We start from the raw sequence: 13,183 nt of genomic DNA on the forward strand, positions 1-13,183 counted from the left end.
TCTAGCCCTTAATACCGTAATGGCGCAGCATAGCATCCAACTGCGGCTCACGGCCACGGAAGCGCTTGAACAGGGTCATTGGCTCTTCGGAACCGCCACGGGACAGAATATTGTCGAGGAATGACTGCCCAGTTGCCGCATTGAAAATCCCTTCTTCTTCAAAGCGCGAGAAAGCATCTGCCGAGAGCACTTCCGCCCACAAGTAGCTGTAATAACCCGCAGCATAGCCACCGGCAAAGATATGGCTAAAGGCATGTGGGAAGCGGCCCCAAGTTGGCGATGGCACCACCGCCACCTGTTTTTTCACTTCATACAGAACAGGCAAAATCTGCGCGCCGGTCAGCGGATCAAACTCATAATGCATGCGGAAATCAAACAAGCCGAACTCCAGTTGGCGTAGGATAAACAGCGCCGCCTGATAATTTTTCGCCGCCAGCAGTTTATCCAGCATCTCTTGTGGCAATGGCTCATGGGTTTCGTAATGGCCGGAAATAAACGCCAGCGCCTCCGGCTCCCAGCACCAGTTTTCCATAAACTGGCTTGGCAGTTCGACCGCATCCCACGGCACACCATTGATGCCGGAAACACCCGCTGTATCAATCTTGGTCAGCATATGATGTAAACCATGGCCGAACTCATGGAACAAGGTGGTCACTTCATTATGAGTAAACAGCGCCGGTTTGCCGCCGACTGGCCCATTAAAGTTACAGGTCAGATAAGCGACCGGCTTTTGTAATTGGCCATTTGCCAACCGCAGGCTGCCGACACAATCATCCATCCAGGCCCCGCCGCGCTTGTGTTCACGGGCATATAAGTCCAGATAGAAGCTACCGCGCAGTTCACCGCTGGCATCATAAAGTTCGAAGAAACGCACATCTGGATGCCAAGTGTCGACATCATGACGCTCTTTGGCGGTAATGCCGTAAATACGTTTCACCACCTCAAATAGCCCTTCAACCACGCGCTGTTCTGGGAAGTAAGGCCGCAATTGCTCGTCACTGATGGAGAACAAATGCTGTTTTTGTTTTTCGGAATAATAAGTGATATCCCAGGCGGCTAACTCACTGACACCGTAATGTTTTTCAGCAAAAGCACGTAACTGCGCCAGTTCTTCTTCTGCTTGTGGGCGCGCGCGTTTTGCCAAATCATTTAAGAAACCCAGCACTTGCTGTGGATTTTCGGCCATTTTGGTTGCCAGCGATTTATCCGCATAGCTGCTAAAGCCCAACAATTGGGCTAATTCATGGCGCAAGGTCAGAATTTCGGCCATGATTTCGCTGTTATCCCATTTGCCCGCATTCGGCCCCTGATCAGAAGCACGGGTGGCAAAGGCGCGGTACATTTCTTCGCGCAGTTCAGCATTGTCGGCGTAAGTCAGCACCGGCAAGTAGCTCGGCATATCTAGCGTCAGTAACCAGCCATCCTGCTCTTTGGCTTCGGCCATGGCTTTAGCGGCGGCCAATGCACTTTCCGGCAAGCCTTTCAGTTGTTCGACATCAGTAATCAATTTGCTCCAGCCCATGGTGGCATCGAGCACGTTATTGCTGTAAGTCGAGCCCAACTCAGACAAGCGGGCCACGATTTCGCCATAACGTTTTTGTTGTTCTGGTTCCAGACCAATGCCAGATAACTGGAAATCACGCAGCGCGTTTTCTACCGCTTTGCGCTGTGGCGCACTTAAAGCAGCAAACCCCGGCCCTTCTTTCAAGCTGACATAGGCCTGATACAAACCTTTGTGCTGCCCGACCCAAGTGCCGTATTCCGACAGTAGCGGCAAGCTTTGTTCATAAGCCGCGCGCAATTCCGGGCTGTTTTTAACTGAATTTAAATGCCCAACGGGCGACCAAATGCGCGATAAGCGGTCATCGGACTCCGCCAATGGCTGGCACAGATTTTCCCAGGTAAAAGGGCCTGGCTGGGCGACGACCTGCTCCACCGCTTGACGGCATTCATCCAGAGCGGATTTCACCGCCGGCACGATATCTTCAGGGCGAATAGCAGAAAATGGCGGCAGGGAGAACGGGGTCAACAGCGGATTTGTCATAGGGTTGTCCTGATTATTTTTTTGAATATCAGCGCCAGAAGCAGTCCAGCGACGAATAATAGATTATGTATGAATCTATGGATGAACAAATAACATGAGGTCTGCCAGCATGAAAATCAATGGCTGGCGGCTTAACTGCCATGATTATATCCATTGTGTCGAGGGCGGTCGTCACCACAAATTAATGCTTTTCACTTTTTATCCACCAGACAGTTTATACTAGTTGCCATAATGTGTTGGCTGCGGTTTCTGACGGCGATGCTTTGTCGCATCCACCGAGAAAGGCCGCAAGAAACACTGCCGCAATGTGCTAAATATCAATTGGTTAAAATAAAATGCTCAGTTACCGCCATAGTTTTCACGCTGGCAACCATGCCGACGTTCTTAAACATACTGTTCAAAGTCTGATTATTGAGTCTTTGAAAGAAAAAGAAAAACCGTTCCTTTACCTGGATACCCACGCCGGTGCTGGCCGCTATCAATTAAGCGGCGAGCATGCTGAACGCACCGGTGAATACCTGGAGGGTATCGGCCAACTGTGGCAACGCGATGACTTACCCGCTGATTTAGCACCTTATATGAGTGCAATCAATTACTTTAACCGTGGTGAGAAATTGCGTTATTACCCCGGCTCACCGTTGATTGCCCGCCATTTACTGCGTGAATATGACAAAATCCATCTGACTGAGCTGCACCCGAGTGATTACCCGCTGTTGCGCAATGAATTTGCCAAAGATGAGCGCGCTAAAGTCCAGCGAGCTGATGGTTATCAGCAACTTAAATCACAGTTGCCGCCGCAATCACGCCGTGGTTTGATTCTTATCGATCCACCGTATGAAATGAAAACTGATTATCAGGATGTGGTGAAAGGTATTCAGGAGGGTTATAAACGCTTCGCAACGGGCACCTATGCGTTATGGTATCCAGTGGTTTTACGCCAGCAAGTCAAACGGTTATTGCGGGATCTGGAAGCCACGGGCATCCGCCGTATTCTGCAAATTGAATTGGCCGTCCGCCCAGACAGTGATCAACACGGCATGACCGCCTCTGGCATGATTGTGATTAACCCGCCATGGAAGCTGGAACAGCAAATGAATACGCTACTGCCGTGGCTGCACAAAATATTGGTGCCGTCTGGCCATGGCCATACGCTGGTGAAATGGGTCGTGCCGGAATAATACTTCAAGCTGCACGTGCGTTGGCTGCTTTCGCTCACCCCAGTCACTTACTTGTGTAAGCTCTTGGGGATTTACTCAGTTGCCGCCTTCCTGCAACTCGAATTATTTTGGGTATAGATATCACTGGAATAATTTTTTTCTGAACGAATAGCCTATCAGAGCCATTGATGCACAAAACACTTTCAAACGCTAAACTGTAAGGCAATTTTTTAAACGACTCTCATGGGAAATCCTGATGACCAAACATTACGACTATCTGGCAATTGGCGGTGGCAGTGGCGGGATCGCGTCTATCAACCGGGCAGCCATGTATGGCAAAAAATGCGCGCTAATTGAAGCTAAACAGCTCGGTGGCACCTGTGTAAACGTCGGTTGTGTACCGAAGAAAGTGATGTGGCATGCAGCCCAAATTGCAGAAGCAATTAAATTGTATGGCCCGGATTACGGATTCGACACCACCGTGAATCATTTCGATTGGAAAACGCTGATTGCCAATCGTACTGCTTACATCGATCGTATCCATCAGTCTTATGACCGTGGTTTAAGTAATAATAAAGTTGATGTTATTCATGGTTTTGCGCGTTTTCTTGATGCGCATACCGTGGAAGTTAACGGTGAGAAGATTACTGCCGATCACATTCTGATCGCCACCGGCGGCCGCCCAAGTCACCCGGATATTCCAGGGGCTGAGTATGGTATCGATTCCGATGGTTTCTTCGAATTAGACGAGATGCCAAAACGGGTTGCTGTGGTGGGTGCCGGTTATATCGCGGTCGAAATCGCGGGCGTTCTCAATGGCTTAGGCACAGAAACGCATTTATTTGTGCGCAAGCACGCGCCACTGCGTACTTTTGATCCGTTGATTGTTGAAACCCTGCTGGAAGTGATGAACACCGAAGGGCCGAAGCTGCATACTGAAGCAGTACCGAAAGCTGTAATTAAAAATGCAGATGGCAGCCTGACACTGCAACTGGAAAACGGCACTGAAGTGACTGTCGACCATCTGATTTGGGCCATTGGCCGTGAACCAGCAACAGATAACCTGAATCTGGCCGCCAGCGGTGTTAAAACCAATGAAAAAGGCTATATCGAGGTTGATAAGTTCCAGAATACTAACGTTAAAGGCATCTACGCCGTCGGCGATAATACCGGTGCCGTTGAGCTAACCCCGGTGGCGGTTGCTGCGGGTCGCCGTTTGTCCGAGCGCCTGTTCAATAACAAGCCGGACGAGCATCTGGATTACAGCAATATTCCGACCGTGGTGTTCAGCCACCCGCCAATCGGGACTATTGGCCTGACTGAGCCGCAAGCGCGTGAGAAGTTTGGCGACGACCAAGTGAAAGTGTACAAATCGTCCTTCACCGCAATGTACAGCGCCGTCACTCAGCACCGCCAGCCATGCCGGATGAAACTGGTGTGCGCAGGGCCGGAAGAGAAGATTGTCGGTATTCATGGTATCGGCTTTGGTATGGATGAAATCCTGCAAGGGTTCGCGGTCGCCGTGAAGATGGGCGCAACCAAGAAAGATTTCGACAACACGGTCGCTATCCACCCGACGGCCGCCGAAGAGTTTGTTACTATGCGCTAAGGTTTATTAAAAAACCTTAAAAGGCTATAAACCGCAGGGTTTGTAGCCTTTTTTATTGTCTTGAATATTATCCTCAAGAATATTTTTTACTTTCGCGCAGGCGTCCGCCATTGGCTCGTGAGGTTGTGATAGACCTCGACTCTGCTATCATCAACAGATTAGCGGCTATTTTATGTCATATTCTTTAGCATAATCATCTGCATAAAGCATGGATTAACATACTCAAGGAGAATTATGCCGAACGCACCGCGAGACAACCCAGCACCGCTGACTGCTGGAATTGAAACGGGTAAAAAAGCAATTTCCTTTATGGCACGGGAAGTTGACCTATGATGAAAATAATTGACCGTGTGAAAGCTTACCCCCCTGTTGCCCATATTATCCGCGCCACAGACCGCTTCAATGACCGGCTGGGCAGCCAGTTTGGCGCTGCTATTACTTATTTTTCATTTTTATCACTGATCCCTATTTTGATGGTCTCTTTTGCCACAGTGGGTTTTGTGCTGGCCTCTAACCCCGACTTATTGGCTGAATTAATTAACAAAATTGTTAATACCATCAGTGACCCAAGTCTGGCGGCCACCCTTAAAAACACGGTGAATACCGCTATTCAGCAACGCACTACCGTCGGGTTAACCGGTTTGGCGATTGCGCTTTATTCCGGTATTAGTTGGATGGGAAATCTGCGCGAAGCCATTCGTGCCCAGTCGCGCGATGTCTGGGAGCGCAATCCACAGGATCAGGAAAAATTCTATTACCGCTATGCCCGTGATTTTATGTCACTCACTGGCTTAGTTATCGCGCTCATTATTACTCTTTCGCTGACATCTATCGCCGGAGCGGCGCAATCCGCGATTGTTAATGCATTAGGATTAGGGGGGATCGAGTGGTTGCGGCCCGTGATGACACTGATTGCTCTGTCTATCTCTATAGCTGCCAACTATCTATTATTTTTATGGATATTTTGGATTCTTCCGCGACATAAACCGAAGAAAAAAGCGCTATTGCGGGGCACCCTGATTGCGGCAATTGGCTTTGAAATCATAAAATTTATCATGACCATGATGCTGCCGCGCCTTGCCAGCTCCCCCTCAGGGGCGGCCTTTGGTTCAGTGATTGGTTTAATGGCCTTTTTCTACTTTTTCGCCCGTCTGACCTTATTTTGCGCCGCCTGGATAGCGACCGCCCGCTATGCCGAAGACGGCACTCTGCCCTCAGAACCGGGCAATAAAAACCCACAATAGCCCTACATTCCGGTTTAAGGTCAACACCCCATAATGATAAATAAGCATTATGGGGTTTGCCCGCCCCACGGATATCTCACTACACTAGTGGCTCATCATGGAAAGTGAAAGGAAGCCAATGTTTCGTTATCTAAAAAAGCCGTGGTTTTTACTGATATTGCTGGTCATTATCCTGCTGGGCATTGGCTATAAATTGCGCTTCAGCAATGCGGATGCGCTGTGGAAGATTGTGAGTCAGCAATGTGTTCCCCATATGGAAACGGCACATAATCCGCAACCTTGTGCAGAGGTTGATACCCTCGCCGGGTTCGTGGTGTACAAAGATATTCACGGGCCATTACAGTATTTGTTGATGCCGACGGCAAAAATCAGCGGCATAGAAAGCCCGCAGTTATTAGCTACCAGCAGCCCCAACTACTTCCTTGATGCCTGGCAAGCCCGCCACTTTATGGCGGATAAATACGGCGCACCCATTGATGATGCGGATATTTCGCTAACCATCAATTCAAAATATGGCCGCAGTCAGGACCATTTACATATTCATATTTCTTGCCTAAAACCAGCAGTCAAAACCGCTTTGGCGGCACAGGAAGCCGATTTTCACCAACAATGGCAGCCCCTACCCGGCGGTTTATTGGGGCATGATTATCTGGTGCGGCGGACGACGGCGGCAGAATTACAGCAATCAGGGGCATTTCGCTTGTTAGCGGATGAAGTGCCGGGCGCGAAAGATGACATGGGCCGCTATGGTCTCGCCATGACGGCATTGCCCGATGGGCAATTTTTATTGCTCGCCAGTAAAGCCCGGCTGATAACGCTACATCGGGCATCGGTGGAGGAGCTGCAAGATCACCGTTGCCAACGGCTGCCCCAACCACCGATACATTAACGCGCTATTTCTTTTGCTTCATTTTTTGCAGCAATGGCGTGCACTGATTTTTTTCAGCTTCACTGGGGGAAATCAGTGCCAGTAATGCGGCGGCAGGAGTGAAGGCCACACCTAACACCGCAGCAATCGCGCCACGGGCCAACAAAGGCCCGGCTTTGACTCCCGCATCTGGGCGTTTAAATGTGCCTTTCACATACAGCGGTGAGCGCAGGGTTAAAATTCGCAGCCCTTTGCTTTCCGGATCAATAGATAAATCCAGCCGCTCGGTAGCAAAATTGATATTTCCGCTAATATTGATAATGGCATTCTCAGTATCAATCACAAACAGCCGTGGCGTCGCCAAACCATTGCGTAACTGAACATCAGCCACCGCGCAGTTAATTTTGACCTCATCGTCACCAAACAGCTTCGCCACCAAGTAGTTACCGACATTCAGGCCGAGTAACTCCATCAAGCTGCGGCTGATTAGCCCCTGATTGAGTAACAAACGCAGATGACCATTACTGGTTGCCAACAGAGCTGCAACCGAGTTGCCGCTGGCGGTAAATGATGCATCGCCATTCAATTGCCCCAAGCTGTTGCGCATCGCCTGCACCTGCGGCAATAGCTCTTTTAGTTGCAAGCGGCGGGCATGTAAATCAACCTTACCTTGCATGGGGTTTTTATTGCCATTCAGCCGCAGAATGGCATTGAGATTCCCCCCTGCCATGCCAAATCGCAGCGGGTCGAGCAGCAACTCACCATTATTGAGCACTACGTGAGTCGACAGGTCGGTTAATGGCAATGATTTATCCCGATCGATACGTTTAGCTGCATAGGTGACATCGGCATCCATCACGCCCCAGCTTTTAGTATCAAATTTTTCAGTCGGCAACACCTTATTACTGGGTTGTCGGCTGCGCTCACCGCGATTGGCTTTTTCCTGATTGGAATCCGCCCCGATCAACGGCGCTAAGTCAGCAAAACGTAATTTTTCCGATGACATGTTGCCGGTTAATTTTGGCCGTGGTTGGCTGGCGGTATAGGCCAAGTTGCCATGAATATCACTGTCGCCGATTTTGCCGTTAAAGTTTTCGTAGCGATAAACCGCCCCACCGACCTGCTTGAGACTCGCGATTAAACGGCCATCAGTGTTGTAAGGGGGGGTGGCCGGCAATAACACGCCCAGCAGTGGATAGAGATTACCCAAACTGGCACCGGATAATTTCAATTGCAGATCCAACCCCGCCAGATTGCCGGGGTCCGTTAATGTGCCCGCCACCGCCACTCGGGTAGTACCAGAACGGATATCCGCCTGCAAGGGGAAAGGGGTGCTGGCATCATTCATCGACAACATGCCGCCAATTTTGCCACTGCCGGTTAAAGGCTGGCCCTGATACTTACCGTCAACTTTCCAACCAAAGATAAAATCAGGCGCATTATTCTTTGCCTTTTCAGCCGGTTGCTTATCTTTTTTCTCATTACGTGCGCCCGTCACTTCAGCAAACGGCAACGGCTTGCCCAGCGGGTCAATCACCGCCTCCAAGTCTGCTTTCAGCACCGCATCTTTCAGGTTTATCTGGCCGCGATCAAAGACAATATCATCAATATTAACCGACCAATCAGAAGCGGCGCTCTTATCATCCGCAGAGCTATTCGCCAGATTAAATGTCCAGTTATTCTCGCCATTCGCCAGCCGCAGCAGGTGGGCATCCGGTTGGGTCAGCCAGATACGCGGTATCCAAACTTCTTTCGCCAGTAATGCCAACGGCGCAATGCTGGCATCGACCCGTTTTAAAGTGATCATTTCCCCGGCAGGGAATGCGGTAGATTCCGCGGTGCCCGCAGTGGCATTAGCTTTATCCGCGGTTTTCTCACTGACTAAATTTGACGGGTTACCCAGCACCAAGTCTTCAGCGTGGATATTCGGCCACGGCACCCAGCCCCGCCAACCCGGTTCATCACTTTTGCGTGACCAGTCCACCCCGAGATTGCCTCGGATGGCGAAAGGCCGTTGCAACTCAGTCGAGACTTTTTCATTAATAGTTGGCTTTAGGCGATTCCAGTCGAAAGTCATAATAAACACGATGGCGGCGACCAGCAGCAGCACAATACCCCCGCCAATGCCCGTCAGCACTTTTCCGGTTTTGGTCATAACAGCTCCATGCCAATACTCATGATCTTAAATTAAAAAACCACTTTAACCATAGTCGAGAATAGCGAAGGAAGGCGGGTTAGAGGAGGGGGATGGGCATTTATTAACCCTAAAGATTAGCCACAGAACAGCATTGGGAGGGACTGTAAACGGTCAAATGACGTCGGTCGGGAGAGATAATAACCTTGCGCGGCAACGGCGTCAGACTGCTGCACCATCGCCCATTCTTGTGAGGTTTCCACCCCTTCAACAATCACCCCTTTGCTATAGCTGCCCATTAAGGTCACCAGTTTGAAAAATAGCTGATTCCCGACATCACTTTCTTGCAGCACGATAAATAAGTCTCGGGCAACTTTGATGTACTCATAGCGCCAACTAATGAATGATGTGAAATTCGCTAGCCCGCTGCCAAAATCATCCAGCCATAACCGGTCTGCCTCGGCAATACGTGCAAAAGGGGTATCAAGAGAGGTGTCGACATGCTCCAGCAATTCAAAACGAATGTAAGGCATAGCATCAATTAACGCCTTAGCCTGCTGATCATCCTGCATTGCCATTAGCGCCTGACCATCAATGTTGATTGAGACCAACACCGAGTGATGTACAAATATCTCATGCCACTGCTTAACCATACTCAACTGCTCGAGCACCACATCCAAACGGGCACGGATACTAATGGCACTAAAATAATCCTCCGGATTCAAACGGGTATCCGGTGATGAGGGATGAAAAACCGCCGTAAGCAACTCGATAGCCAGCAGCGCACCAGAGGTACGATAGATAGGTTGAAAAGTATACCGACGCTGACATTGCCGCCAGAAGCTCTGTCCTTTATTTCGATCAATAGCGGCAAAGGATGGCGCAAGCAAACCTGATATTTTATTGGTCATCATCAGTTTAGTCGCCATATTTTAGGGCATCAAACAGCTACGGCAATAGGGATTGCCAACAACTGGGGGCACCCGGTGATAAACGGTTTTTCTTCTGTAGATGTTATCGACTCAGGCGACCAGAACTTTATATAGCGGCATGATAGATTATTCCTCCTAAGCGAGCTGGTGCGGCACATTTAAGCCATCTATAGTTGTTAATCAATGCCATACCCAATAACTTAATGGAGATGAACATGCCTTACGTCAATATTAAAATTACGCGCGAAGGGGCGACGGCGGAGCAGAAAAAACAGCTGATCGCCGGTGTCACCCAGCTATTAGTCGACACTCTGGGTAAAAACCCGGCCACTACCGTGGTGGTGATTGATGAAGTCGATACCGATAACTGGGGGATTGGCGGCCATAGTGTGACCGACCTGAGAAAGTCATCCTAATTGTTTTTAGAATACTTATTTTCAGCATCATTGTTTTTAGAGTGAAGGTTTTCAGGGCCATAAATGTGTTCAGAATAACGGGAAACTTGTCAGTTTCCCGACTTACATCATAAAAAATTTAAAACATCGTTTTAATACTATTGACTCAGACTAAGCCAGCAGTGAGACTAACCTTATCTTCATTATTGACTCACAGGCCAGCTTTCCATGACCAGCAAAAATATTGCCGTTATCGGCGAATGCATGATTGAACTGTCACAAAAAGGTACCGACCTTAGCCGGGGCTTTGGCGGCGATACGCTGAATACTGCGGTGTATGTTGCCCGTCAGGTATCCAAGCAGGACTTGAATGTACATTACGTCACGGCGCTGGGGACTGACAATTTCAGTAACGAGATGCTGGCCGCCTGGCAGCAAGAGAACATCGACACCTCTCTCATTCAGCGTCTGGATAATAAATTGCCGGGGCTGTATGTCATTGAAACTGATAGCACCGGTGAGCGCACTTTCTATTATTGGCGTAATGATGCCGCCGCACGTTTTTGGTTGACCAGCCCACAGGCGGATGAAATCTGCCAACGCCTTGAAAAATTTAATTATCTGTATCTCAGCGGCATCAGCCTGGCGATCCTCGACAGTGCTTCTCGCCAGCGTTTGCTGACATTGCTGCGCGCCTGTCGGGCTAACGGGGGCAAAGTTATCTTTGATAACAATTACCGCCCTCGCCTGTGGCAGAGCAAAGAAGAGACACAAGAAGCCTATCGCGACATGTTGGCCTGCACGGATATCGCTTTCCTGACATTGGACGATGAAGATATGCTGTGGGGCGAGACGCCAATAGAGCAAGTGATTGAACGCACTCAGGATTTAGGCGTAAGCGAAATTGTTATCAAGCGCGGCGCAGATTCCTGCATCGTCTGGGTGAAAGAGGGCTTTGAAGCCCACCAGTATGATGTTCCGGCGGTTAAACTGCCGAAAGAGAAAGTGGTGGATACCACGGCGGCTGGGGATTCGTTCAGTGCCGGTTATCTGGCAGTTCGCCTGACCGGTGGCAGTGCGCATGACGCCGCTGTGCGCGGACATTTAACCGCCAGCACCGTGATTCAATATCGTGGGGCAATCATCCCACTGGCGGCAATGCCAGCGGTGTGATTCAGCATTCAGTCCGACGGATTTATCGCACCTAGGGGCGCTTCCCCTTCTTTCAGGACAACACCAATAAGCCCGGTACATAGTGTCCGGGCTTATTCATGACGACTCAATATTTTACTTATTGAGCTGTTGTGGGTGTCGGCGGTGCCGTCTCCGCAGCAGCCACTGTAGGCGCAGCATCTTCTGGCACCACTGTGTGTGGTGTCATAATTGCGTTATATGCATCCTGCAATACTTTTACATTCACTTCTGGCTCGCCTTTTGGCTGCGTCAGAATCAGCGTGGTATCTTGTGATAATTGCTGCTTCAATTCCTGATTCAGTACCGTCAAAGTCAGACCTGACAAGAAAGCCTGTCGTAGCTTCTGGTACTGCTCCGGGGCGATATCCACCACACCACTTTGTTGTGAACGCAGACGTTGGCTCATCAAAATATCAGTATCTGTGCGGGCATAGGTGGCAAACAACTTACTGAGCTGATCGTTTTTCTGCGCCATCAAAGCATCAAACTCTGCCTGACTCAGGCCATTGGCGCGCAAGCTCGCCAGTTCACGAGCAATGAAATTCATACCCGATGTCAGATTTTCTGCCGGTGTATTCAAATGAATGGCACATTGAGCGCGCTGATATTGCACCCGGCAATCAAAGCCCAATTTCAGGTTTTTCTGATCACTTTTTTCCAGCACTTGCTGAACATGCCAGAACAATGCCTCACGGGCTAAATCACTGCGCCAGTAACGGCTTAACGCAATAGAATCCTGAATCGGATGCCAAGGGGTATCCCACATCAGTGATAACGTGTCTTGCGTCGCCTGCTCATTCATCAAGCTCACCGGCTCTGGCGGCAATGGCGCTAACATCGCGACAGGTGCTGGTGTCGCCCGCTTCCCTTTCAACTCAGAGAATGTTTTGCCGATTTGGGCGGCAATACTGCGGCTGTCGACATTCCCCACGACATACAATGTCATGGCATCCGGGGTATACCATTGCTGATAAAACTGTTTTAGCTTCTCAATATCTACCGGTTTTGCCACTGGCTGGCCGGGATCATGCCCCATCAGAGAAGAGCCTTTTAGCCGATAACGCCACCAAGGTTCCTGAATATTTTGTGGGAACGTAGCAATAGGATCGGTAGCACTATTCAGCGCCGCATTAACGGTCTGTTCACTGATGGCCAGCTTGCCACTGGTATCGGACAACCATGCCAAAGCTTCTTTCAGCAAGTCAGGGCGGTTATTGGGCAAGCTCAAGCTATATAAAGTGAAATCATAAGATGTAATAGCCGGTGGCAACGGACGATCTTTATCGACCCCTTGTTGCCATAGCGACTGAAGTTGGGCAGGAGTAAAACTCGCGCTACTCATTAATGCCAGTTGCGGTAACAAATGGGCAAAGCCAATTTGCGGCGCACTCTCAACTAATGAGCCTGTATTAACCACCAGACGTAACTCGATCCGGTCGCTAGGGCGCTGTGGCGTTGCCAACAACTGCCATGAAAACCCGTTTTCTAATTTCCCCTGCTGCCAGGCAGGATCGGGTTGTAGTGCTTCAGCCTGCACATTACTACTGGCGGCGGCCAGCAATAACCCACCAACTATAAGACGAATTCTGGTGCCCTGCATGTGAAC

General features: G+C 49.7%; 9 protein-coding genes and 1 pseudogene. 6 read left to right on the top strand and 4 right to left on the bottom strand.

Annotated features, from left to right (window positions below; genetic code table 11):
• Position 1: 1 nt before the first annotated feature.
• A complete protein-coding gene (gene prlC / locus OVO64_RS06055; protein ID WP_038637423.1) occupies positions 2-2,044 on the bottom strand; it encodes an oligopeptidase A in 2,043 nt (680 codons plus the stop codon).
• A gap of 335 nt (positions 2,045-2,379) precedes the next feature.
• Here prlC and OVO64_RS06060 point away from each other — a divergent pair, with 335 nt between their 5' ends.
• From OVO64_RS06060 to OVO64_RS06075, 4 genes and pseudogenes are all read left to right on the top strand, one after another.
• Entirely contained in the window at positions 2,380-3,222 is an 843-nt protein-coding gene (locus OVO64_RS06060) for a 23S rRNA (adenine(2030)-N(6))-methyltransferase RlmJ (RefSeq protein WP_038637426.1), read from the top strand.
• 235 nt (positions 3,223-3,457) lie between these two features.
• A complete protein-coding gene (gene gorA / locus OVO64_RS06065) occupies positions 3,458-4,810 on the top strand; it encodes a glutathione-disulfide reductase (protein WP_038637429.1) in 1,353 nt (450 codons plus the stop codon).
• 234 nt (positions 4,811-5,044) lie between these two features.
• Positions 5,045-6,054 (top strand): annotated as a pseudogene (gene yhjD, locus OVO64_RS06070) (inner membrane protein YhjD).
• Positions 6,055-6,151: 97 nt separating this feature from the next.
• Positions 6,152-6,943 carry a CDP-diacylglycerol diphosphatase gene (locus tag OVO64_RS06075; RefSeq protein ID WP_267248665.1) on the top strand — a complete coding sequence of 264 codons (792 nt, stop codon included), beginning with the start codon at positions 6,152-6,154 and terminating at the stop codon, positions 6,941-6,943.
• 4 nt (positions 6,944-6,947) lie between these two features.
• Here OVO64_RS06075 and OVO64_RS06080 read toward each other — a convergent pair whose 3' ends face one another.
• Together OVO64_RS06080 and pdeH are read right to left on the bottom strand one after the other, a co-directional pair.
• The gene (locus OVO64_RS06080) at positions 6,948-9,077 is read right to left on the bottom strand and encodes an AsmA family protein (RefSeq protein ID WP_038637433.1); all 2,130 of its coding nucleotides are present in this window, start codon (positions 9,075-9,077) and stop codon (positions 6,948-6,950) included.
• A 116-nt stretch (positions 9,078-9,193) separates the two neighbouring features.
• Positions 9,194-9,985 carry a cyclic-guanylate-specific phosphodiesterase gene (pdeH, locus tag OVO64_RS06085; protein WP_038637436.1) on the bottom strand — a complete coding sequence of 264 codons (792 nt, stop codon included), beginning with the start codon at positions 9,983-9,985 and terminating at the stop codon, positions 9,194-9,196.
• Between the two features lie 218 nt (positions 9,986-10,203).
• Here pdeH and OVO64_RS06090 point away from each other — a divergent pair, with 218 nt between their 5' ends.
• Both OVO64_RS06090 and OVO64_RS06095 read left to right on the top strand, forming a co-directional pair.
• A complete protein-coding gene (locus OVO64_RS06090) occupies positions 10,204-10,404 on the top strand; it encodes a 2-hydroxymuconate tautomerase family protein (protein ID WP_004388926.1) in 201 nt (66 codons plus the stop codon).
• A 207-nt stretch (positions 10,405-10,611) separates the two neighbouring features.
• Positions 10,612-11,556, top strand: coding sequence for a sugar kinase (locus OVO64_RS06095; RefSeq protein WP_038637439.1), 945 nt, complete (start codon positions 10,612-10,614; stop codon positions 11,554-11,556).
• A 118-nt stretch (positions 11,557-11,674) separates the two neighbouring features.
• On the opposite strand, the gene OVO64_RS06100 is transcribed toward OVO64_RS06095, so the two are convergent.
• A complete protein-coding gene (locus OVO64_RS06100) occupies positions 11,675-13,177 on the bottom strand; it encodes a M16 family metallopeptidase (protein ID WP_038637441.1) in 1,503 nt (500 codons plus the stop codon).
• Between the last annotated feature and the right edge of the window lie 6 nt (positions 13,178-13,183).

This window comes from Yersinia sp. Marseille-Q5920 (assembly GCF_946902935.1).
Lineage (GTDB): Bacteria > Pseudomonadota > Gammaproteobacteria > Enterobacterales > Enterobacteriaceae > Yersinia > Yersinia rochesterensis.